At 33.5% G+C, this 23,521-nt stretch carries 20 protein-coding genes; 2 read left to right on the forward strand and 18 right to left on the reverse strand.

The features are described from left to right. Positions 1–36: 36 nt before the first annotated feature. The 12 genes from ABXQ82_RS01930 to ABXQ82_RS01985 form a co-directional block, all read right to left on the reverse strand. Entirely contained in the window at positions 37–273 is a 237-nt protein-coding gene (locus ABXQ82_RS01930) for a DUF6095 family protein (protein WP_367054068.1), read from the reverse strand. After that, positions 248–1,081: an N-acetylmuramic acid 6-phosphate etherase gene (murQ, locus tag ABXQ82_RS01935; RefSeq protein WP_367054071.1), complete on the reverse strand. Its 834-nt coding sequence runs from the start codon at positions 1,079–1,081 to the stop codon at positions 248–250. Before murQ ends, ABXQ82_RS01930 begins: the two co-directional genes overlap by 26 nt. A gap of 61 nt (positions 1,082–1,142) precedes the next feature. Further along, the gene (locus tag ABXQ82_RS01940; protein ID WP_367054074.1) at positions 1,143–1,961 is read right to left on the reverse strand and encodes a DUF4249 domain-containing protein; all 819 of its coding nucleotides are present in this window, start codon (positions 1,959–1,961) and stop codon (positions 1,143–1,145) included. A gap of 4 nt (positions 1,962–1,965) precedes the next feature. Continuing rightward, on the reverse strand, positions 1,966–4,341 hold the full coding sequence (locus ABXQ82_RS01945) for a TonB-dependent receptor (RefSeq protein ID WP_367054077.1): 2,376 nt from the start codon (positions 4,339–4,341) through the stop codon (positions 1,966–1,968). A gap of 189 nt (positions 4,342–4,530) precedes the next feature. After that, positions 4,531–5,991, reverse strand: a complete 1,461-nt coding sequence (locus ABXQ82_RS01950; protein WP_367054080.1) for a TolC family protein — start codon at positions 5,989–5,991, stop codon at positions 4,531–4,533. A 137-nt stretch (positions 5,992–6,128) separates the two neighbouring features. Further along, positions 6,129–7,487 carry an ABC transporter permease gene (locus ABXQ82_RS01955; RefSeq protein ID WP_367054083.1) on the reverse strand — a complete coding sequence of 453 codons (1,359 nt, stop codon included), beginning with the start codon at positions 7,485–7,487 and terminating at the stop codon, positions 6,129–6,131. After that, on the reverse strand, positions 7,487–8,734 hold the full coding sequence (locus tag ABXQ82_RS01960; protein WP_367054086.1) for an RND transporter: 1,248 nt from the start codon (positions 8,732–8,734) through the stop codon (positions 7,487–7,489). The genes ABXQ82_RS01955 and ABXQ82_RS01960 overlap by 1 nt, the downstream gene beginning before the upstream one ends. A 177-nt stretch (positions 8,735–8,911) precedes the next feature. Beyond that, positions 8,912–11,122 (reverse strand): NADP-dependent isocitrate dehydrogenase, encoded by a 2,211-nt coding sequence (locus ABXQ82_RS01965; RefSeq protein WP_367054089.1) that lies wholly within the window; start codon positions 11,120–11,122, stop codon positions 8,912–8,914. Positions 11,123–12,135: 1,013 nt separating this feature from the next. After that, on the reverse strand, positions 12,136–12,483 hold the full coding sequence (rplS, locus tag ABXQ82_RS01970) for a 50S ribosomal protein L19 (RefSeq protein ID WP_367054092.1): 348 nt from the start codon (positions 12,481–12,483) through the stop codon (positions 12,136–12,138). A gap of 433 nt (positions 12,484–12,916) precedes the next feature. Further along, positions 12,917–13,681 (reverse strand): TIGR02757 family protein, encoded by a 765-nt coding sequence (locus ABXQ82_RS01975; RefSeq protein ID WP_367054095.1) that lies wholly within the window; start codon positions 13,679–13,681, stop codon positions 12,917–12,919. Positions 13,682–13,693: 12 nt separating this feature from the next. Then, positions 13,694–14,356 carry an ABC transporter ATP-binding protein gene (locus ABXQ82_RS01980; RefSeq protein WP_367054098.1) on the reverse strand — a complete coding sequence of 221 codons (663 nt, stop codon included), beginning with the start codon at positions 14,354–14,356 and terminating at the stop codon, positions 13,694–13,696. A gap of 120 nt (positions 14,357–14,476) precedes the next feature. Continuing rightward, entirely contained in the window at positions 14,477–16,951 is a 2,475-nt protein-coding gene (locus tag ABXQ82_RS01985; RefSeq protein WP_367054101.1) for a DUF5916 domain-containing protein, read from the reverse strand. Between the two features lie 358 nt (positions 16,952–17,309). On the opposite strand from ABXQ82_RS01985, the gene folE reads away from it, so the two are divergent. Beyond that, on the forward strand, positions 17,310–17,897 hold the full coding sequence (folE, locus tag ABXQ82_RS01990; protein WP_367054104.1) for a GTP cyclohydrolase I FolE: 588 nt from the start codon (positions 17,310–17,312) through the stop codon (positions 17,895–17,897). A gap of 44 nt (positions 17,898–17,941) precedes the next feature. Next, positions 17,942–18,232, forward strand: a complete 291-nt coding sequence (locus ABXQ82_RS01995; RefSeq protein WP_367054107.1) for a hypothetical protein — start codon at positions 17,942–17,944, stop codon at positions 18,230–18,232. A gap of 73 nt (positions 18,233–18,305) precedes the next feature. Here the strand turns inward: ABXQ82_RS01995 and ABXQ82_RS02000 are convergent, their stop codons facing one another. The 6 genes from ABXQ82_RS02000 to ABXQ82_RS02025 form a co-directional block, all read right to left on the reverse strand. Next, complete coding sequence (locus tag ABXQ82_RS02000) at positions 18,306–18,872, reverse strand: type 1 periplasmic binding fold superfamily protein (RefSeq protein WP_367054110.1); 567 nt, start codon at positions 18,870–18,872, stop codon at positions 18,306–18,308. Positions 18,873–18,882: 10 nt separating this feature from the next. Next, on the reverse strand, positions 18,883–21,279 hold the full coding sequence (locus ABXQ82_RS02005) for a TonB-dependent receptor (RefSeq protein WP_367054112.1): 2,397 nt from the start codon (positions 21,277–21,279) through the stop codon (positions 18,883–18,885). Between the two features lie 30 nt (positions 21,280–21,309). Beyond that, a complete protein-coding gene (locus tag ABXQ82_RS02010) occupies positions 21,310–21,642 on the reverse strand; it encodes a hypothetical protein (protein WP_367054115.1) in 333 nt (110 codons plus the stop codon). Continuing rightward, positions 21,642–22,136: a DUF6787 family protein gene (locus ABXQ82_RS02015; protein WP_367054118.1), complete on the reverse strand. Its 495-nt coding sequence runs from the start codon at positions 22,134–22,136 to the stop codon at positions 21,642–21,644. The genes ABXQ82_RS02010 and ABXQ82_RS02015 overlap by 1 nt, the downstream gene beginning before the upstream one ends. Before the next feature lie 35 nt (positions 22,137–22,171). After that, on the reverse strand, positions 22,172–22,609 hold the full coding sequence (locus ABXQ82_RS02020) for a DUF6146 family protein (RefSeq protein WP_367054121.1): 438 nt from the start codon (positions 22,607–22,609) through the stop codon (positions 22,172–22,174). A gap of 212 nt (positions 22,610–22,821) precedes the next feature. Continuing rightward, positions 22,822–23,460 carry a DUF937 domain-containing protein gene (locus tag ABXQ82_RS02025; RefSeq protein WP_367054124.1) on the reverse strand — a complete coding sequence of 213 codons (639 nt, stop codon included), beginning with the start codon at positions 23,458–23,460 and terminating at the stop codon, positions 22,822–22,824. Positions 23,461–23,521: the final 61 nt, after the last annotated feature.

The raw sequence follows: 23,521 nt of genomic DNA on the forward strand, positions 1-23,521 counted from the left end.
TACTCGAACTGATATTTCGATTGATTGTAAAAGATTTCACTTCTTTTTAAACATGCTATCCAAGATAGTATTTATGCCTTTAAAAGCTAAAAAAATAGCTGTAACACATATTATGATTGCCAGTATTAGCACAATGCTGTCTATTGGGCTTTTTAATTTTGTTTGCGAAATATAAGCAAGCGTTGGCCCAGAAAACATACAGGCTAAAGCACCACCCATATATTGAAGTCCTTTTACAAGCATTTCCTTATCTGTTCTTTTGGTTTTCTCCATTGTTGAAATTGTTAACGGCTTCACGGACGCTTTTGTACTTGTTTAGTAATTCTAAGGCTTCAGTTTCAGAAACATTTATTTCTTTCATAATCATTTTAACTCCTCTATCAACAAGCTTATTATTGCTCAATTGCATGTCAACCATTTTGTTGCCTTTTACATGTCCCAGTTGAATCATGGTAGAGGTGGTAATCATATTCAACACTAATTTTTGAGCAGTTCCTGCTTTCATTCTGGAGCTTCCTGTTACAAATTCAGGGCCTACTACAACTTCAATAGGGTATTTGGAAACTTGACTTAAAGGGCTGTTTTTATTACAAGCAATACATCCCGTAATAATGTTGTTAGCGTTACATGCTTCCAGGGCCGAAATCACATAAGGTGTTGTTCCAGAGGCAGCAATACCTATAACAACATCGTTTTGGCTAATGTTATATTCTTGTAGATCTTTCCAACCTTGAGTTGTAGAATCTTCAGCAAATTCAACCGCTTTTCTTATGGCATGGTCTCCACCAGCTATGAGTCCGATAACCAAATCGTGTGATACTCCAAAAGTAGGAGGGCACTCAGATGCATCTAAAATCCCTAACCTGCCACTTGTACCAGCCCCCATATAGAATAATCGTCCACCTTGTTTTAGCTTTTCAACTATTTGAAGTACTAAAGTCTCAATTTGAGGTAAAACTTTTTCAACGGCATTTGGTACAGTTTTGTCTTCTTTATTGATGTTTTTGAGCAACTCTAAAACAGACATCTTTTCAAGATGGTCATGATTGGAATCTTGCTCTGTGGTTTTGATAAAAGTCATGCCTCAAAAGTACATAAAATTTAATGTATATGGAACTCAAAGCACTTTGGGAATAGGGAATTTATTCGAAGACATGAATAAAAACAGAGACTTCAGAGGCCCTGAAATAGCCTAAAGCAAAATTGTCGGGATTTGTTGTATTAATACAATTTCCCCTTACTATAGCAGGTTGGGTTTGAAAGGGGTCTCCATCATCAATATTGATTTGTTGCAGCAATACATTTACATACTCATGGAACTGTTTTGAAATACCTTCATTGGCAATGATTAGGGAATCGCCAGTTTTAAAATCGTCGTCAAAATAAATTCCAAAGGTTCTGTTTCCATCTGTAAATTCATCATCATATAATTCATTATTCCTAACTCCAGTAACTGGGTTTATAAACTCAAATAAATAATAATTTTTAACACCTTTAGGATCTGTGTAAAAGGCTCTTATTTCTGTTTCATCACCTGCAAAACCTACATTGGGTCTTTCTTCAACAGATTCAATGGGGACTACTGGTATTAAAGTTTCAGTTGCAATATATGCTTCATTATTATAGTTAATGTTGAGCGTGTAAGTGCCGTTGAGAGTAGGCCTGAAAGATTGGTTTCTATATTTCCCGGTACTATCTTTTTCAGTAAAGTTAAACACATTATTATCCTCATCTGTAACGGTAACGGTTGCGCCGGTAGCGGGAGGGATTATAGTATCAAAAAACGGTGCCGTTAAAGTGAGTCTTATTTCTTGGAGATTTCCTGAAGTACCTTTTATCCAAGCAAGAGTACCATCTACCACTAATCTAGGTTCTGCGGTATCCAATTCAACTTGAATAATATCTTCACAGTTAAAGAAAGATAGTATTCCTAAAAAACATATAAATAGTACTTTTTTCATAACCTTAAAACTTAAAATTATAAGATATAGATGGCACTATGCCAAATATGGATAAGCGTTTAGCTTCATTACGTCCTGTGCCCCTATTTCGGTTAAAATCGATTGAAGAGGCATTTCTGCGATTATAGACATTGTAAATTCCAAAATCCCATGAACTACGAAAGCTTTGGTTTTTATGGGTTTTTGGCGTATAATTAATTGCTAAATCTAATCTGTGATAGGACGGAAGCCTATCTTCATTTCTTCCACTATAATTTGGAATCACTATTCCGTTAAATAGATATTGACTATTCGGAAATGTTACTGGTTGTCCTGTTTGGAACAAAAAATTAGTGTTTATCTTCCAGGAATTACTTAGCTTAAAACTTGTGGTAACGGACACATCATGAGTTTTGTCATAGGGTGTGTAATACCAGCTACCGTTGTTTATTCCGAATTCATCAGGGGTTCTTCCTTCTGTTTGCTGCTCAGATTTTGATAGGGTATAAGCAATCCACCCTTTAAATCGTCCTTTGTTTTTTCGAAACAAAAACTCTAAACCATAAGCTCTTGCCCTACCATTAAGAATTGCGCGTTCAATGTAGTTATTTGCAATTAAATCTGCGCCATCAACATAATCAATTCTGTTTTTAATGGTTTTGTAAAAACTTTCCAATTCTATGGAGTATGTATCAGCACTAAAGTTTATAAAATAGCCCGCAGCATACTGATCTAATAATTGCGGTTTTATATATTTGCCACTAGGTGCCCAAATATCCAGTGGTGTAGGTGAGCTAGTATTTGACAATAAATGCAAATATTGACTCATTCGGTTATAGCTTAATTTTATAGAATTATTTTCATTAAATCGATATGAAAGAGCTGCTCTTGGCTCTAGGTTGAAAAATTTTTCAAGAATATCAGTTCTTTCGGATGATTTGTTGTCAATTGGTTCGGCCTTTTCATAAACCTTAAAAGTGTTGTTCCAGATTACGGGTTGGTCGTTTTCATAAATATTAAATTCGTCTTGGCCTAAACGAAAAAAGGAACTGACTCTTAACCCATAAGATAACGCTAATTTTTCGGTTACTTTGTGTTCTGTATCTATATATATGGCATTTTCTAACGCATATTTATTGGTTAAAAGCATTTCGTTAATACCTGAAGTCTCTGTGTTGGGTTTAATATCTCCAGGCGTAAATTTATAGTAATAGCTATTAAGGCCATACTGTAATTTTATTTTGTCTGATGTATAGTGTTTGAAATCGTACTTTATATTTAAACTTTGAATACCCGATGTCCATTCAAACTCAATAAAATCCAAGTTTAATCCGAATGTATAATCAGAATAAATCATCGAAAGATTTGAGAATAATTTATCTGAAAACAAATGATTCCATCTAAAGTTTAGAACTGAGTTTCCGTAAATATTTTCAAAGGTATTGTTAACGCTGAAAACATCCCTTCCAAAATAACCCGATAAATAGATGTTGTTTTCATCATTGATCCTATAGCTTAATTTGGTGTTTATATCGTAGAAATAAGCTTTGTTACTCACATCAAAAAGAGGCAAAAACAAATGTGCATAACTAGACCTGCCACTTATAAGAAAAGAACTTACGTTTTTTTTGAGCGGCCCTTCAAACAAAAGCCTACTAGTTACAAGGCCAATACCGCCACTACCGTGAAATTTTTTACTATTGCCTTCCTTTTGATAAATATCTAAAACCGATGCTACCCTGCCGCCATAACGCGCAGGAATACCGCCCTTATATAATTTTATATCTTTTATGGCATCGGTATTGAAAATTGAAAACAGACCGAATAAATGAGATGAATTATAAAGCGTGGCTTCATCCAAAAGAATTAAATTTTGGTCAACGGCGCCTCCTCGAACATTAAATCCTGAAGATGCTTCTCCTGCATTACTTACTCCGGGAAGAAGGGTTATAGCTTTAATAATATCAGGTTCGCCAAGCAAAATGGGTATTTCTTTAATTGCTGCAGATGAAAGCTTGTTGATACTCATCTGAGTTGAACGAATATTTGCTTTTTCAGAACTTTTTGTAATGATAATTTCATCAAGACTTTCTAAGGAATCTTTCAAACTGAAATTTTTTGAAATATTTTGCGAAAGTGTTATGGTTTCTGTTATTGTAGAAAACCCTAGGTAACTTATTTCTATTTTATAAACCCCTTTAGGGAGTGTGATAGAGTAGAAGCCGTATTCATTGGTAGTTGTGCCTGTTTTGATTTCAGGGAATACTATAGAAACACCAATTAGGGTTTCGTTACTGCTTTCTTCGATTATAGTACCACTTAATGTAAAACGTTGTTGTGCGTTTACAACAGAAAGGCTGACACATAAAAAAAAGAGAGAGAATTTTAAAATATTAACCATTATATAGCATGAGAGCGAACAAATTTAAAAAAGCATCCCAATGAGCAACTTTTTATTAGTTGAAGTGTGCTACATTTTAGTTTAAATAGGGTTAAACGTTTTGCATTTACTCTATTTGTAAGGCAAAAAGGTGTTTTATATTACTGATTTCGTAAAATCGTAGGGCTTATATTATAGATTCATCAGCATTTAATCATAAAGAATATCTTCTACCTCTATTTTTTTATCATTAATAAAATCATAAAGTGTCAATTGTCTCAAAATATAATAATCTTGCCAGAAATTTTGAAGGGAGTTTAAATACTGAAGTATGGCTTTATCTTTTTCCTGAAGTGCAATATTTAAATCGGTAATTGTAATTTTTCCAAGGATATATCTCTTTTTGGAAATATCATATCTTTTTTGTGCCACTATTTTAGCTTTTTCGGCTGTATATAAAAAGTCCCTTTGGTTAGACCAGTTTAGTACATGCAAATAGATTTCTTGTTCAAACTCCTGCTGGTCTTGATTGATGCTATTATTGGTTAAGTCTAAATTGGCTTCTGCCATTTTTCGTCTAGATTTAGAAACACCCCAATCGAATATTGGGAAGCCCAGCGAAACCGATACACTTTGTTGTTTGTTAAAATTATTAAAGAGATTATTGAAATCATCTCCGTTATTTGAAATTCCAAAATTGGCGACGACACCTACGTTCAACCTATTATTTCCTTTTTGAAAAGCCACTTCTTTTTCTGCTTCCAGACGCCTTCTTCTAAACTCTACAACTGCTTTTCTGTTCGCTTGTGCTTCTACCAACGCTTTTTCAGGTTCAACTTCAAAAAGTGGTAAATTAGCTGGAACGTCTAACTCTAAATTTTCACTACTTAATTCTAAATAACGCGCTAAATTTTGGGAGGTTCTTTTTAATTCTAGCGTATTTGAAGTCACATCATTTTTGGAATTTAAAAGTGTTAGTTCCATTTGTAATAAATCGTTTTCGGCAATTTTACCCATTTTAAAACGCCCTTGTGCTATTTGATACAATGTGTCTTGGTTGGATAAATTGGTTTTTGCAATTTCTAATTGCATTTGAGCTTTTAGTAATTGAAAATAGCGTCGAGAGGTGCTCACCGAAATTTGCTCCATATTCTCCACAAATTCTCTTTTGGATTCTTCATACACTAGAGGTTCAATTTTTTTATCCCATTTAAATGGATTGAACAATAATGAATTTTGAAAATATCGGATAGAGAAGGGAATGACAGCATACCCAATATTGTCATCCAATCCAAAAAGTTCTATGCGCTCTAAATTGGTGTTTATTGAAAGTGTTCCACCTGTATAGGGCACACTTTGTTTTATGGATAATCCGCCTTCAACCAACAATTGATTTTGGTTCACAAAAATATCTTGACCGGCATCATTTGTAATTCTTCTTACTGCATTTCTATATTCTGGCAAGGTTGCATCTAGCCTCAACTCAGGCAAAAAACTAGCCCTATACCGTCTATACCTCCAATAGTTACTTTCGTTTCTATTCAAATTAATTTTATAATCAGGGGATTTTTTTTTCGCAATTTCGATGGCCTCACTTAACGTGATTTTTTTTGATTGCGAAAAATTAATCAATGGGAAAATGATAAGGATAATTAGAATTAGTTGTTTCACATTTTTAGTTTTTTTTGATTGGTGATGTTTTAATTTTTTGGGTTTAAGTCCTCCAGGTTTGCCCCGTTTTTCTTTTTTTGGAATTTAGTTTTTGTCTTTTTGGAATTTACATACCTCGTGGGCTTACCCGAGGTAGTTTATTCCGCTCTTAATGCTTCAATGGGTCTTTTATTTGCTGCCGATTTTGCAGGGAGAATTCCAAAAACCAATCCGATAATTACGGCAATAACAAAAGAAATAAGTATGGAGTTTAAAGACAGTATCGTTTCTATTCCCGAAGCCATTTCAATGACATAAGCTCCAATAATGCCTACTATAATTCCTATAATTCCGCCACCAACACTAATAAGCACAGATTCTGATAAAAATTGTAAAATCACATCTTCTTTAGTTGCTCCAATGGCGCGCATGATTCCTATTTCCTTGGTGCGTTCTAAAACTGAAGCCAACATAATATTCATAATACCGATACCACCGATAAGCAACGAAATACCGGCAATAATACTTAGCACGATATTAAAAATCTGTTTGGTTTTTTGCTGTTGTTTTAAAAGTTGAATGGGAATTGTGATTTCAAAATCCAGCACATCATTATGTCTTCTTTTTAACATTCTACTTAAAACTTCAGCAGTAGCCTTTAACTCATTTGAATTTGAAACCTTTACGGTCAGTTTGTCTATTTGATGATAATTTCCTCTGGGAATCCGTTTTTTAGGCCCGTTTTGATTACGCCCCCTGTTGCTTACGGAAAGATCATCACTAATTACTTTTCGGTCTTTGTAGCGCACGAGAAAAGTTTTAATAGGAATATAAACATCTTGATTTAGATCTCTAATCCCTAGATTTTCTTGAGCTTTATCTGATATTAATTTTTCTTCAATGATTCCTATAACTTGCAACCAAACGTCTTTTACCTTTATGTGTTTTCCTAAAGCACTTTCGCCTGTAAATAATTTTTTTTCAACTTTTCTGCCGATAACACAAACGGGAAGTGCATTTTTCGATTGATACTCTGAAAAAAACTTACCCTTTTCAATATTAATATTTGAAGATTCTAAAAATGAAGAGGTTACACCAACGAGCTTGACGGAGTTTTGTTTTCCATTATTTATAACGTAGGTGTTTAATATAATTTCTGGACTCACAATTTTAACACTTGGAATGTTTTTTTCTAAACTTAAAGCATCTTGAAGATCTAACCCTTTTGAGAACTTTTTAGGTTCACTATCGTTGTTTTCTTCCTCATCAGAGTTTTCGTCAGGATCTTCATTGTCGGGAATTGGTGTTATTACGATATTATTTACACCAACAAGCTCCAACTGTGATAGTATTTCTTTTTCGGCGCCATTACCTATTGCCAACATTGTAATTACAGCAGCAACACCAAATATAATCCCCAATGCGGTTAGGAACGTTCTAAACTTATTCGTGTTAATAGACCGAAACGCTTCAGAGAAGTTAGATTTTAGTTTTTCTAAAAGTATTTTGTCTATCATTAGTTGTCCAATAGCGTTATACTTTTTTCCTCCAAACCTTCTGGTTTACTTAAATATACAGTCTCATTTTCTTTTAAGCCTTTTTCTATAATGACAGCTTCGTTATTAGATAATCCCAATTTCACTTCTTTCTTTTGAATGGAATATCCAGATTTCACATAGGTATAACTAATGGAATCTTTCGTAAAAATGGCTTCTAAAGGCACCATTAGAACATCTTCAACTTCTTCGGTCAAAATCCTGTTGGAAGTTGTCATTCCCGGTCTTATATTATCATTTGTTTCATTTAATTTAATAAGCACTTGAAACAGTTTAATATCAGATCCTCTTTTGTTTTCTCCAACGTTGGCTACATCTGTGACTTCTCCAGTCAATTCAATTTCGGGAAAAGCATCAAAACCAATTTTTACGGGTAGCCCTTTTTTTATTTTCCTGATATCGACTTCATTGCTATAGGTTTTAGATTCCATTTTGGTTAAATCTGGCAAACTTGCAATCGCTGGTTCCCATGGTGAAATTGTAGAACCTACTTTCTTTTTTACACCATTCCAGTCTTTTACATAAGTTACCATGCCCGCATCTTCAGAATAAATTGTAAATTCTTTTTGCAGCGCAGTTAGCTCATCTATTTGCTTTTTTATTTTAGAAACTTCGGTGCCCACTTGTACCATTTTAGCAACGGCTTTCCTTTTTTTTATGGAGTAGTCCTCTTTTTTTTCTTTTAAATCCCTTTCGTTTTTTTCAATATTGATTTCTAATTTTTTAATAATTGTTGGTGCTTCGTAAATAGAACTCTTTAATTCAAGTCTATCATCTTCTATGTTAAACAAAAGGTCTTTTATCGCATTTCGTTCTTGCTTCAAAGTTAATGTAGTATCTAGCTGTTCTTGGGTGTATTTAGATTGCGCACTTTCTAAGCTTAACATGGCATCGTTAATTTTCCCATTGACCTCAGACGCATCAAGTTTTCCTATATAGCCTCCCTTTTTTACAACAGTACCTTCTGCAACTAAATCTTGAATTTTGAGTTGGTAGATATTGAAGCGTCTTGCATTAATAGGTCCATTAATTTTTTTTGAACTGGTAGATTGTGCTTCTCCAGAAATAATGACTTCATTGATAAATTTGCCTTTTATAACCTCAGTTGTAATGGGAGAGTCTTCATCACTATTACTTCCAAAAAGTGAATAGGATATGATAAGAACCACAACTGCAGTACCAATTATGATAAGGTTTTTTTTGGACATGATTTATTTTGTTGGTTGATGATGTTCAAATTTAAATAAAAAAAAGACTAGAATATTTACGCAAAAGTTAATATGCTCTTAAATATTAAGACTTTAAATACTTTAGATTCATCAAAAATTATGCCCAAAAAAAGCTCCCGAGAAGGGAGCTTTGGATAACTATTTATGTGTTTGAGACTATTCTATAATAGCGTTAAACGTTTTACTAGGTCGCATGACTTGATTTATCAAATTTTCATCAGGTTCGTAATAGCCACCAATGTCTGCTGGCTTACCTTGAATTTCGTTCAATTCGTTAACAATTGCTGCTTCGTTTTCTTCCAGTTGTTTAGCTATTGGAGCAAATTCAGTTTTTAAAGCTGCATCTTTATTTTGAGCTGCCAATTCTTGTGCCCAATACATTGCCAGGTAGAAATGACTCCCTCTGTTATCCAATTCTCCTGCAACTCTAGAAGGTCCTTTACTGTTCTCCAATAATGTGTCTGTTGCGTCATCTAAAGTTTCCCCTAGAATTTTTGCTTTTGGATTTTTATTAACGTTGCTAAAGTGTTCGAAAGAAACGGCCAAGGCTAAAAACTCGCCTAGAGAATCCCAACGTAAATGGTTTTCTTCAAGTAATTGTTCTACATGTTTAGGCGCAGAACCTCCTGCACCAGTTTCAAACAGTCCGCCACCATTCATTAATGGCACAATAGACAACATTTTGGCACTAGTACCAACTTCTAATATTGGGAATAAATCGGTTAAATAATCACGTAATACATTTCCAGAGACAGAAATAGTATCTTGACCTTTTACAAGTCGTTCACAAGTAAAAAGTGTGGCTTCAATAGGGGATAAGATTCTTAAATCTAAACCAGAAGTATCATGATCTTTTAAATAGGTGTTTACTTTTTTGATGATCTCTGCATCATGGGCCCTGTTTTCATCCAACCAAAATACAGCAGGAGTTTCGGATGCTCTTGCGCGAGTAACGGCTAGTTTTACCCAATCTTGAATTGGTGCGTCCTTAGTTTGGCACATGCGCCAAATATCGCCTTCTTCAACTGTATGTTGCAACAGCACATTTCCAGAAGCATCAATAACTTTAACAGTTCCGTTTGAGGAAATTTCAAAAGTTTTATCGTGAGAACCATATTCTTCAGCTTTTTGAGCCATTAGTCCAACGTTAGGAACTGTTCCCATGGTTGTAGGATCAAAAGCACCATTCTTTTTACAGAAATCTATAGTTGCCGAATAAATGCCAGCATAACTACTATCTGGAATTACAGCTTTTGTGTCTTGAAGTTTGCCCTGAGCGTTCCACATTTTACCGGAAGTTCGGATCATTGCAGGCATAGATGCATCAATAATCACATCACTTGGTACGTGTAAATTTGTAATACCTTTATCAGAATTTACCATAGCCACACTTGGACCATTTAGGTACGTTGCCTCAATATCGGCCTCAATCTCTTTGCGTTTTGCCTCAGGTAGTTCTTGTATGCGTTCTAATAAATTCCCTAAACCGGAATTCACATTAACACCTAATTTTTCAATGGTTTCATTATGTTTAGCAAAAACATCTTTAAAAAATATTTTAACGGCATGACCAAAAATAATGGGGTCGCTCACTTTCATCATGGTGCCTTTCATATGTAGAGAAAACAAAATACCTTTTTCTCTAGCATCCACAACTTGTTTATCTAAAAAGCTAACTAATGCTTTTTTGCTCATTATAGTGGCATCAATAATTTCTCCTTTAAGCAAAGCAAAACTATTTTTTAAAACAGTAGTATTTCCATTAGTATCCGTATGCTCAATAGATATGCTGGTTGCATCTTTTAAGGTAACAGATTTCTCATTGTGGGCAAAATCACCTTCGCTCATAGTTGCCACATGAGTTTTTGAATCGCTAGACCAGGCCCCCATGGAATGTGGGTTCCTTTTAGCATAATTCTTAACAGCCTTAGGCGCACGTCTATCACTATTGCCTTCACGTAAAACAGGGTTTACAGCACTACCTTTTATTTTGTCATAACGTGCTTTGATATCTTTTTCAGCATCATTTTTTGCCTCGTTAGGATAAACAGGAATATTAAAACCTTTAGATTGCAATTCCTTGATTGCAGCTTTTAACTGAGGAATTGAAGCACTAATATTTGGTAATTTTACAATATTGGTATCTGGTTTTTTTGCCATTTCGCCGAGTATTGCCAAATCATCTGAAACACGTTGGTCTTCATTCAGAAATTCTGGGAAAACAGCTAATATTCTTGCTGCTAATGAAATATCTTTAGTTTCAATATTAATACCTGATGACTTCACAAAAGCTTTAACAATTGGTAATAAAGAGCGTGTTGCTAGTGCTGGAGCCTCGTCCGTTTTCGTGTAAATAATTTTAGACATTCGCGTCGTGTTTTTTTGAATTATTGCAATACTAAAAACAGGAGTAAAAAGATGATTCGTTTTTAGCGACTGCGAATATACAAAAATCGACACTTAAAAAGGAATAATATATATAGTAAAAGTACCGAAACAGTACATATTTAGTATTATTTTAATAATGTTTCTGGTTGATAAGAATTTGGCAAGAATAACGATATGAAAGTATTAAAAAAACAAAAGCCATATCACTATAGAATTTAATCTATATTCTGACATGGCTTTTTTGAGATAACTTCGCGTGATCTAATTTAGTGTTTCAACTAAAATCAATTTAAACATTATATTTAAATCTTTTCAATTCAAGTCCAGTTAAATCAATGAAACATAATTTGTGATTTTCAAAATGTATTGACCTATCACTTCATGTTTCAGTAGATTGTTTTTCTTTATGATTGGCATTTATGACTCACTAATGCGAGCTTAATCAAATACTCCAAACATTTCTTAATAAATTACAGGTATTGACCTTATATTTAAAAAGCTTTCTGTTACTCGTTTATTCAAGCAATTAAAACTACTTGAACATTTTATAACGTCATGGTTTTATTTTATCATGCAAGCATAATAAAATCAAAACCTCGAAAAACAACAATATATAAAGAACGTTTCTTTATTAGAATTTCAATAAAAACATTTTAAGCCTTATTTCTGATTCTGTTACTAAAGTACAACATAAGTTCCAAAAAACCAAATTTTGCAACAAATTAGATATCAACTGGTTATCAACCATAGTTGTTAACTTTTGTTAGTAATACTAATAATTACTTGAACCTATCAAAATAAAACGTTGCTTTTTTTCCTCTCTACTTCACAATAAAAAGAAACCGTAACTAAGGCTATGCTTTATTTTTCTAGTTCGTATAAAGCAAAAATGATTCATTTTCTTTGTATGATACGTTCAAGCAATAATTAGTACAAAAAAAAGCCCTGGACAAGATCCAAAGCTTTTCAATAGTATTTTACTAGTGTTATTTCTAGCGTCTTTTTTCGGTAATTCTTGCTTTTTTACCAGTAAGTCCTCTAAAGTAGAAGATTCTAGCGCGACGTACTTTACCACGTTTATTAACTTCAATTTTTTGTAATGCTGGTAAATTAACAGGGAAGATACGCTCAACACCTATAGTGCCAGACATTTTTCTAATTGTAAAAGTTTCTGATGCTCCAGAACCTCTTCTTTGAATTACTACACCTCTAAAAAACTGAGTACGCACTTTTTCGCCTTCTCTAATTTCATAATACACGGTAATTGTGTCTCCAGCTCCAAATTCTGGTAAGTCTTTTTTTGTTACAAATTCGTCTTGAACAAATTTTACTAAATCCATTTCTTAATATTTACATAATTAATTCAGAACAACATTCACGATTCTCGCCAGAGGTTAACCCGAAATTGGGTGCAAATATAATTAATAATTAAGAATGCGCAATTTTAAATTTATTTTTTATGGTGTTACCCTAAAGGGTCGGGCTTTCACTACTCAATCCCTCCTGCGTCGGGGATTTCAAACATGCCGTTCAATCCCTAACACGGACGTGTTTGCCAGCTTATCGTTTTAGATTGAAAGTTGTTTTGTTTTTGAGAGGTTCGTTTAATGTTTTTTACGGATATAAAATCGTTTTAATGTTTTACATCCGAACGTTAAACGAAGTTAGTTATTTTTTTCTGACAAAGTCAAGTGATGTGTTAATTTGGAGTATAATAAATATTTTAACAGACAATTATACTTTAACACGGTTTTACTATGTTATGAATAAATATCAAAACCCTTCAAAAACACCAAGACCAAAAAGCGCAAAATCATATTTCACAGGGTCGTTTGGGTCTAGTTTCCGTAATGCAGTATCTAACTCTAAAAGGGCTTTTGCATCATTTTGTTTGCGTTTTAAGAGGCCTAATTTTCTAGCAACATTTCCAGAGTGTACGTCTAGCGGACAAGATAATTGGCTAGGGTATAAGCTTTCCCAAATTCCAAAGTCCACACCAGTTTTATCGTTTCGGATCATCCAACGTAAAAACATGTTAATTCGTTTTGCTGCCGAATTTTTTAAAGGATCGCTAATGTGTTTTTTTGTTCTTGGGAGATGGTCGATTTCAAAGAAAACAGATTTAAAATTCGAAATAGATTTTTGAAGAGAATTCGTTTCAGCATGTTTAGCAAAAACAGCTTCTAAACCATCATGATTGTTATAAATATGTTGTAGCGATTTTATAAACTGTGTGCAATCATTACCATTAAATGTTCTGTGTACAAAAGGGAGTAGCTTTTCTAAATCGGTTTCTTGATGATTTATAATAAAGTCATGTGGGGAATTATTCAATAATTCCATTAACCTATTCGCATTATTGATGATACTTTTTCTATTTCCCCAGGCAATCGTAGCGGTTAAGAAACCAGAAATTTCAATATCCTCTTTTTTTGTGAATTTATGAGGAACTTGAATCGGGTCGCTTTCAATAAATTTCGGATTATTGTATTGAATAACTTTTGTGTCTAGGAATTCTTTGAGTTCTTCTTTGGTCAATAATAGTATGTTTTAATTTACGATTTTTCCATCCACCATTACCAGTTTTCTATCGGCCATATCTGCCAATTCTTCGTTGTGTGTTACAATCACAAAGGTTTGTCCAAATTCATCGCGCAATTTAAAAAAAAGGTTGTGTAGATTTTCAGCAGATTCACTATCCAGATTTCCCGAAGGTTCATCTGCAAAAATCAAATCTGGATTATTTACCAATGCTCTGGCAACTGCCACACGCTGTTGCTCGCCACCGGAAAGTTCATTGGGTTTGTGGTTGTAGCGATGTGATAATCCCAAAAAATCTAAGAGTTCCTTGGCGCGTTTTTCGGCGTCAACCTTTTTTGTGCCTTTTATAAATGCCGGTAAGCAAACGTTTTCCAATGCAGAAAACTCAGGTAATAATTGATGAAACTGAAAGATAAACCCAATATGCTCGTTTCTAAATTTGGCAAGTGCTTTATCGTTTAAGGACTTTACTTCAGAATTATTTATAATTAAACTGAAATCTTCAGCTTTTGAAGCTTTATCCAGCGTGCCCAATATTTGTAACAATGTTGTTTTTCCGGCGCCAGATGCGCCAACAATAGAAACTACTTCACCTTTTTTTACTTCAATATCGACACCTTTTAAAACGTGTAAATCGTCGTAATATTTATGTATGTTTTTTGCTTTTATCATTTGAAATAAATAGTAGCCGTGAAATTACTACTTTAGAATGTGATGCGCAATATTAAGATATTTATCCTTTTCTTTTAATGTAATTTTAAACAAGAGATGGTAATACAAATGGTCTTTATTTTAAAATACATTTTTTAAATCATTATAATCAATGAAATAAACCAACCTTAATGAAAATGTGTTTCTCTGTTCTTGATTGAATAAATTATCTAAACTTTGAAAATAGCCGTCCCGAGATGTATCAGATAAATTAAAAATCTGATTTCTGTAAAGCGCCGTTAATTGACTTCCTGGGGCAAACTGCCATGTGTAACTGAAATCTAAATTCCAAGTATTGAAATTTATGTCCGGACTAAAATCTGGATCACTTCCAACGGTGTTTTTTGTATGAACATTGGAAACCGCAAGCGTGCCATCATCCTGTAGATTATAAACTTGATTATCATAGGTTACACGGCTTAAATAATTCCTAAAACTTAAGGTTAAGGCATGAAACGGATTAAAGTTATAGCTTCCTGAAATACTAGCTTCAACATCAGTTCTATCACGCTCGCCAAAAATAATTTCGCCATCTACATCTTGGTCGTTGATATAGCCTCGCTCTGCTACATAGTCATCATATTCAAAATCAAAAACGAGCAGAAAATTTTCGTTGAATTTAAAACGTGGACTTAAACGAAACCTCCAGTTGTTGAAATCTTTTAGTGATTCATCAAAAAAACGACCATGTTTAAGACTGGAGTCTATAGAGAAAAAAGTATTGTAGTTTGAGGAGATATAAATATCGGATTGCACATAATTCTTCACTAAAAAGAAACTATCAAAACCATTTCTAGGCTCAAAATAATCGTGCTGTTTACCAATGTTCCAATTGCCGGTAATACCAAACGAATGTAGTTTTTTAGTTGTGCCGCGATATCTAAACCCTACGTTAGACCAAGTATATACACTTGGGTCGGCAAGCCTTCTATAATTAAACCATGAATTGAATTTATAGCTATTCAGTTTTTCAGTAGGCTCAAAAATTTGGTAACTAAAATCTGCACTAAAATTACTGTAGTTGTTTCTAAACAGTATGCCTAAGTCATTGATATCATAGTTTTTATCGGCATAGTTGTATTCTGCACTATAACGTGTTTTACCGCTGGTTTTTCCGAGAGCAAATTTAGCACTATATCCGTTTTGTTTATCTGTTACATCATTAAACGTGCTCATTTTGATCTCAGCAACAGCACCAAACGTATTTTTTTTATCAGCTAGATTTAAAAGAAAACCTGTAACATTTGCATCCCTAAAGTCGCCATTTCTTGTAACGTTGGTGTTAATTAGGGTTACGGAAGAATTCTTGTTAAACTGTTGGTCTAAAACCATAATGTTATAATTGGCAAGAGATTCAAATACAGCTTCTCGCTCTGAAGTTATGGTTTCTTCAAACGCTGTCCCTTCATTTCTTAGAGCTGTTTTTTCAATGTTAACCGAGGTCTTTTTAGTGATCGCATTAAAAAAACCAATCCCCAAACCCTTTTTCGTTCTTCCGGAGATTTTTACTGCGTTAAGCAATTGCACTTTTTCTGGAGTGTTCAGTATTTCTTCATCATCACCTAATTCTGGAGTTTCAGAAGGATTATCCCCAATGCGCCTTGAATAGAATAAATCGCCTTTATTGAATAAATCTACGCCTTCGGTAAAAAACTGACGTTGTTCTGCAAATTGCTGCTCAAAAGGCCCAAGATTTAATTCTACATTATCAAAACCAGCCTGACTAAAATCAGGAATCAAAGTGGCATCTAAAGTGATGTTTTCGGTAATGCCATATTTTAAATCCAATCCGGCAGCAAAATCGGTTTCAGTTTTACCTTCAAAAGAACTTACCAAACTAGAGGCGTAAGGATAGAAACTTAGTCTTGTAGGAGGTTTTATGTTTTTCAAGCCCTTTAATTCAGCATTAAAAAGCCCCATGTTGTTTATAGTAACATCTACGGGATTCCAAGTATATTGTGCGCGTGTTTTTCTGAAATGTCTGTGGAATTGAATCCCCCAAGTAGGGTTTTCTTGTTGCGTAAATCGTAAAGCCCGATACGGTATTTTTACTTCGAGAGTCCAACCGTTAGCGGTATGTTTTACGGCACTTTCCCAAACGGTATTCCATCCAAAATCCTCTCCATTGTTTGGGCTTTCAACCGCATCGGCCTGTGTTCCCGAACTAAACACAAAAAACTCTGTATTGTTTTGTGCATCATTGTTCGGGTTAAAAAAAATCCCAAAAAAATCTGATTGTCCAAAATTATCGCGTTGGGTAAATTGGCGCATGATATCGTTGGGGTCATCATATAAATAGGCAGAGATGTAAATAGCCTTATTGTCGTAAGCCATTTTTACTTCGGTGCGTTTATGTTTTGGTGCTTTCTTGCCAACATTTGGTTTAAACTGAATAAAATCAGTCGCTATTTGGGCATTTTTCCAAGTATCATCATTTAACTCCCCATCGATGTTGGGTGCTTTTTCTGTTCTGGTAATATGATACGCTTTTTTGTTTTGAGCTTCAACATTAGTCAAAAACCATAGAGAAAAAAATAAGAGAAAAGAAAATTTCATTCCATATTTTTGGTTGAAAGCTTGGGAGAAATCAACAAATTTTTCAAACTAAAAAACCTGATATACGAATTATTATTTAAAATGAACCATAACTAATTTGAATTATATTTTGTTCAGATGAGATAGAAAATTAAAGCATAACCTTAGATACGGTTTCATTTTATATTGAAATATGAGCGAAATAGAAACAAATTATATGGAATATTTTAAGTACTAATTGGTATTAGTTACAAAAGTAAATTTGTAATGGGGTTTTAATTGCCAATAAAAAGTTAAAATACCATGGTTGCTGATGGGTTTGACATTTGCAACAATTAAAATTTGATTAACTTTATCATTTTTAGAATAGAAAACTACTATGCCATATAAAAATTTTGAAGAGTACAACATAAAAGTTACTGGGGATGTTAAGGACAATTACAAAAATATTATTGAAGATTTAGGTGAAGATACCAAGCGTGAAGGTTTGTTAAAAACTCCCGAACGTGCTGCCAAAGCAATGCAGTTTTTAACTCAGGGATACAGTCAAGATCCTGTTGAAATCTTGAAAGGTGCCATGTTCAAAGAATCTTATAACGAAATGGTTATTGTAAAAGATATAGAATTGTATTCGCTTTGCGAACATCATATTTTACCATTTTTCGGGAAAGTGCATATTGCTTATATTCCAAATGGATATATAGTAGGGCTTAGTAAGTTGCCTAGAATTGTTGATGTTTTTGCGAGACGTTTGCAAGTGCAGGAACGATTGACAGAACAAATTTTAGATTGCATAAACGACACGCTAAAACCTCAAGGCGTAGCCGTGGTTATTGAAGCTTCGCATATGTGTATGATGATGAGAGGCGTGCAAAAACAAAACTCGACCACTACAACATCTGGGTTTAGGGGACAGTTTGAAAAGATAGAAACGCGTAACGAGTTTTTGAAGTTAATTGGGAAATAATTTTGGAACAATTATTGCAATGTTTATTGTAAAAATAAACAACTATGAACCTAGAAAATTTAAGCAAATATAAAAAGTTGGCATTGAGCATTTTGTTTGATGCTATTGGTATGGTAACTTTTATAGATATTATATGGGCACCAGCCTCGGCATATTTAATGACAAAGATGTACAAAGGCACAAAAGGTAAAATTGCTGGTGTAATTTCTTTTATTGAAGAAGCGATACCAGGTTTTGATATTATCCCAACGTTTACAATAATGTGGTTTTTGACCTATGTTTTTCAGAAGGAAGAAGACCCAATTGTGGTTGAAGTTGAAGCTGAAGAGGTTTAAAGATAATTCACTTTTAAAATACAAAAATCCCTTTCCGAATTGGAAAGGGATTTTTGTTTAAATATAAATGCGTTTATTTTACAACTACATTAAACGTTTCTGATATATCTTCCTCACCTCCGGCATTCGCAATATTACCGTCGCTAACACCGCTTGCGTCTTTATTTGGCTCATGAATTAAAGTAACAGTAACGGTACCAGTACCTGTAGCTGCTGTAGTAAGCGTGAAACTTAAGCCAATTGGGTTGTTATCGCCGTCCATATCGGAATATGCAAATGTTGCTATGGAGTTTGTAGCTTGGAAAAAGAATTGGTGTTCGTCATCTTTTTCTTCAACTTCTTCGGTTATATCTTCAGCAGGAGACTCTAGTTCATTTAACAATTCAATACTTCCGCTGTAAGTTGTGTTGGCAGCTAAATTTACAGGATCTGTAACTACGGGTGCATTTGGACCATCTCCATCTGTATCTCTAGTCTGCATAACTATTGGGGTTCCACCTCCATTTGGGGTTAAGGTAATCGTCATAGTTGTAATAACTTCTTCTTCAATAATCTGAGTAGGTGTGTCATCATCGTTTGAACATGAAGTTCCTAAAATTAATGATATTGCTAAAATTGATAATCTTTTTAAATGTTTCATTTTGAAATTTTTAATAGTTTAACTTTAATTGTAACATAAAATTCCTTCCTAAATCATCGGCAAAATATCTTAATCTATTTAAGTATTCTCTATAGGAAGTGTTAAATACATTAGACACATTAAGTCCAATGTTTAATTTTGTTTTTTTTGATAACGCTGTTGTAATCTCACTTCTAAAATGCATAACATGATACGCTGGTGGTGGTGTACTTATATCTACCAATACCATTTCTTGCGTAGTTGGGTTTAACGTTTCAAAATTAAAATTTGGGTAGTCGTTTTGTCTGAATACACACTCGCTTTCTAGATTAGCATTGAAATCTAGCCATTTTTTATTGGTATATCCTAATACATTAACTGTTCTAAATGCGGGCATATCAATTAGTGCAGTTTTTGCTTCAACATCTCTTCCTTTTAAAAAAGACGATTTGTGATTAATATTCCATTGTTCCGTAAGGTCATAATTTGCAGTAATATCAACACCAAATAAAAGAGCATTGGTTTGTGTGTAGTTCCAAACGGGAAACGCACCTCGAATAGTTTGCTCTGTTCCAAAAGGAATTATTTGAATAAAATCTTTGATATGATTTGCAAAACCTTCCACTTGCAATGATAAATTTGATGGTTGTATTTGGTATGTACCTCCAAATCGATTTGAAATTTCTTGTTTAATTCTTAAATCTCCCAATTCTATTCTAGCTGCTGAATGGTGAAGACCATCGCTAAACAATTCTGACGGGTTTGGAGAACGTTGAGACAATCCATAATTAAATAAAACAGAGTGCCGTTTACTAATTTTATGTGATATTCCGGCTGATACCGAAACATTATGAAAGTTATAAACTGGATTTGCTAAAACTTGAGCATTCTCGGTTTTTATAACAATATCACTAAAATCATTGTTGTAATTACGTTCTTCCCATCTGCTTTCCAAGAACCATTTTTTTGCATCAATTCGATTAAAATCATAGCGCAATCCAAAATCTAAAATAGTATTCTCTTTCAATTTTAAGTTTGAAATAGCAAATACTCCAACATCATATTTATCATAATCAGGAATTAATCGCTTGATTCCTGTTTCAGGATTTGCAAAGTTATTTTGGAACCTTGTATGAATCCCAAAATGGTAAACAGCTTTGGTGTTAGCATCCAACTTTAAATTGGCCTTAATTGCATGTGTTTTTAAATTTAAATCTATCGCAGCTCTGTTGTTGTCATCTCTTCGAATGTCATACTCCAAACGTTGATTATTCTGAAAATCATACTGTATTTGAATCCTACCAAATTGCTTAAAACGTTTATAAAACTCTGTTTTTAAGATTTGATGGGTTACATCCTGTCTTGGAGAGTTGATGTCATAACTAAAGTCTTTAACCAGAATAGGTTCTCTATTATTAATTGCTCTCACTAAATCGTTAATACTGCCAATGTGTGCAGCACTTAAAATTCCAATTTCGCTATTTAAATAACTATAATTGATTATGAAACCTTTTTCAAAAGTTTTAAAACCAGTACTTAAGTTTAATCCTTTCGCATTAACTCCAGTATTTGTTAAATTATAGTCAGGTGCTTTAAAATCTCCAAAACGTTTTAATGAAACTTGACCATTAACAAACCAACCTTTTTTCCAAGATTTGGTTAGGGTAGATGCTATGTTGTAGCCTCTTCCATTGGTTTGCCCACTTAATATGGTTTTTCCGTAAATAGAATCTTTTAAACTAATATTTGCTGGTTTTAAAACTATAACACCTCCAATAGCGTCGCCACTATAAGCTAAAGCACTAGCACCTTTAATAACATTAATACTTCCTGCAGTATTTAAATCTACGTTTGGTGCATGTTCAATACCCCATTCTTGGTCTTGTAACAATACTCCATTTGTAATTAAAGATATTCTACTACTATGCAACCCATTAATAACAGGTTTAACAATAGAGTTTCCGGTATTAATAGATGAAACACCACTTATTTGTTTGATTGCATCACCAAGATTTAACGCGCTAAAACGTTCAATTATTTCAGTATTTAACTGAGATTCTTGAGCGGTTTTAGTTAGTTTTTTTGCGGAGTTTCCAGAAACCATTATTTCATGAAGCTCTTCTATATGATGCTCCATATTGATTTCTTTGTAAGTATCTCCATCTATTTCGATTTCCAAACGCTTGGGTTCGCAACCAACATGAGATATCCTCAAAACTAATGTGCCTTCGCACAGGTTTTTAATAGTGAATTTACCATTAATATCTGCGGTAGTATAAGAGTTTAAGGTTTCAATATAAATAGTAGCACCAGACATTGGTGTACCATCATGAAAGTCTTTTATCTCACCTAAAAAAGAATGTGTACAGTTTTGAGTATGGGCTAAGTTTAAAAAACAAAGCACCACAATCAACAAATAATATTTCATCGTATTGTGTTTTAGTTTAAAATTTAGATTTTAAACTAAAACAGGCGGCCCTCTTAAAGAGAAAGATAATTGCCGATGACTATTAAGGAATTTATATGTTAATGTGAATATTTGATATTGAAAAGAGGCGTCTGCCCAATTATCGTTTTCAAGAGGTAATAAAAAAGGATGGTTCAGTTGAAACTTCTGAAAATCACAATCTAAATCAACTTGATGAAAGTGTGTGGTTTCATCTCCAGAGCACACTTTATGCTCGTGATGCGAAAACACGTGAGCAAATTTGATAATAGTTGGAACAAACAACATTGTTGCCAACATAAAAGCAAACACTCTAAAAACGATATGTTTTTTAATTTTGTACATTAATCTACAAAACGTTTAAAACCTAACCTGCGCAACATTTTCTTTTCAAACTCCCAAAAGAATTTATACTGCCCAAATAGCCAGCCAATAGCTACCAATAAAATTTGATAGAAAATAAAGCCGATAAGGATATATAATATCCAATATACAAAGATGGGTAAATTTTCTTTATTAATTCCTGCTAATTTAATTAAAGGCCTACTCACAAATACAGAGGAAGACCCGGTAATTGCAAATACTAAAAAGATGGATATAAGTTCCCAGCGGTATGTTACGCCCCATTTTTTTTCCAATTTGGAAAAAAGAAATAGCGTAAACTTTAAAAGCACAAAAAAAATAATTGCACTTAATCCTAGATTAAATGCAATATGATATTCTTTTAAAAACAAATTAGACAACCTAAAAGAGGAGTAGCCTAAACCTAGGATCCCTAACAAAGGAAAAATAAGTTGCCAGTTGCTCTTTATGTCCCAATTCTCTTTTAGTTTTTTCACATCAATAATTTGGATGCAAAACTATTAAAATGAAATTAAATTCTAGGAACAAACGGCCCTAATCTTTGATTGTATTTTATTTGAAAGTAAATAAAGTAATTATAGAGTTTATAATTTACCTCGTAACCGTAGTCTATATTTTGCTCATAATCTATTCTGAGTTCATATAAATTAGGGTTAAAACGTTGGGGTTGCAGGACGCGTTGATTCCACTCAATAACATAAATTCTATTTCTGTTTTCCATGTATTGTTGAGAGTAGAAACCTTCTGGTTGCGCTCTTGATACTAACCAGGCGGCAAATCCTGGGTCTATGATGATGATTTCATATTCTAGTTCGTCATTGGCAATTCTAATGGTATCATTCTGTTTAACAGCTGCTAATTTTTCGTCTTTTTTTGAAGTGACTTTCTTTGAAGTATTACAATTAAAAAGAAATAAACTAATGAGAAGGATGTAGATACTATTTTTCATGATTACTAAGTTTTTGTTTATACCTCAAAAGTATATCTAAAGTCAAGCTTTAAAAAGTATGAATGAGTGAACAACTGTTTTCAGCTAGTAAATGCAACTTTAATAATAAATTTACAAAAACCATTCCGTAAGTCATTGTATTTAAGTGTTTTTAACAAAAAAATGTCAAACCGCTAGATTTGACATTTTAAAATTCATGTATGTTAAAAAGTTTATTTTCCTCCGAAAAGACCGCCTAATAAACCACCAAGGCCTCCTTTTTTACTTGCATTTCCAAGAACCATTCCAGCAACATCATCAACAATACTGCCATCGCCATCAGCATCAAGAATAGATTCTAAAAAGCTTTGTTCTTTCTGTGCAGAACTTCCGCCTAATAATCCGCCCAATAAATCTCCAATACCATTAGAGGAATTAACATTTTGTTGTTTCGCTTGATTTCCCAAAACACCCATTAAAATTGGCGCAGCAACTTTTAATATGTTCGCAACAGAACCTGCATCTAAACCAGATTTTTCTCCTATTATTTTTTCAACGCCTCGTTGCTTAGATCCTAAAACGTGACCTAATATTTTTTCGCCATCTTGCTTCACATTATCATCAACACCACCACCAAATAATCCACCAAGATTATCTAAAATACTACCATCATGTTTTCCTTTTATAGCGCCCATCAGTCCTTCTGCACCTTGTGGTGTTGCAGCATTACGTTGCATCGCTTTCATTAAAACAGGTAACGCCATTGTTAATACGCTACTTGTTTTGTTTGTGTCGTTTCCTGTTGAACCAGCTACTCCGTTAATAATAGTTTTTCCTAAGTCGCTGTCTAATAAATCTAAAATTCCTGCCATGATTTTTTGTGTATATGTTTTTAATTAATAAAGTTTATGAAAATGAAGGCTTAATGTACAA

Source organism: Algibacter sp. 2305UL17-15 (assembly GCF_040720935.1).
Classification (GTDB): domain Bacteria; phylum Bacteroidota; class Bacteroidia; order Flavobacteriales; family Flavobacteriaceae; genus Jejuia.

Coding starts and splice junctions, on each gene's coding strand:
- ABXQ82_RS01940 (WP_367054074.1), bottom strand. CDS start 1,961: ATGAAAAAAGTACTATTTATATGTTTTTTAGGAATACTATCTTTCTTT.
- ABXQ82_RS01965 (WP_367054089.1), bottom strand. CDS start 11,122: ATGTCTAAAATTATTTACACGAAAACGGACGAGGCTCCAGCACTAGCA.
- ABXQ82_RS02020 (WP_367054121.1), bottom strand. CDS start 22,609: ATGAAAAATAGTATCTACATCCTTCTCATTAGTTTATTTCTTTTTAAT.
- ABXQ82_RS01945 (WP_367054077.1), bottom strand. CDS start 4,341: ATGGTTAATATTTTAAAATTCTCTCTCTTTTTTTTATGTGTCAGCCTT.
- ABXQ82_RS01960 (WP_367054086.1), bottom strand. CDS start 8,734: ATGTCCAAAAAAAACCTTATCATAATTGGTACTGCAGTTGTGGTTCTT.
- ABXQ82_RS01955 (WP_367054083.1), bottom strand. CDS start 7,487: ATGATAGACAAAATACTTTTAGAAAAACTAAAATCTAACTTCTCTGAA.
- ABXQ82_RS01995 (WP_367054107.1), top strand. CDS start 17,942: ATGAACCTAGAAAATTTAAGCAAATATAAAAAGTTGGCATTGAGCATT.
- folE (WP_367054104.1), top strand. CDS start 17,310: ATGCCATATAAAAATTTTGAAGAGTACAACATAAAAGTTACTGGGGAT.
- ABXQ82_RS02010 (WP_367054115.1), bottom strand. CDS start 21,642: ATGTACAAAATTAAAAAACATATCGTTTTTAGAGTGTTTGCTTTTATG.
- murQ (WP_367054071.1), bottom strand. CDS start 1,081: ATGACTTTTATCAAAACCACAGAGCAAGATTCCAATCATGACCATCTT.
- ABXQ82_RS02000 (WP_367054110.1), bottom strand. CDS start 18,872: ATGAAACATTTAAAAAGATTATCAATTTTAGCAATATCATTAATTTTA.
- ABXQ82_RS01985 (WP_367054101.1), bottom strand. CDS start 16,951: ATGAAATTTTCTTTTCTCTTATTTTTTTCTCTATGGTTTTTGACTAAT.
- ABXQ82_RS02005 (WP_367054112.1), bottom strand. CDS start 21,279: ATGAAATATTATTTGTTGATTGTGGTGCTTTGTTTTTTAAACTTAGCC.
- ABXQ82_RS01980 (WP_367054098.1), bottom strand. CDS start 14,356: ATGATAAAAGCAAAAAACATACATAAATATTACGACGATTTACACGTT.
- ABXQ82_RS01930 (WP_367054068.1), bottom strand. CDS start 273: ATGGAGAAAACCAAAAGAACAGATAAGGAAATGCTTGTAAAAGGACTT.
- ABXQ82_RS02025 (WP_367054124.1), bottom strand. CDS start 23,460: ATGGCAGGAATTTTAGATTTATTAGACAGCGACTTAGGAAAAACTATT.
- rplS (WP_367054092.1), bottom strand. CDS start 12,483: ATGGATTTAGTAAAATTTGTTCAAGACGAATTTGTAACAAAAAAAGAC.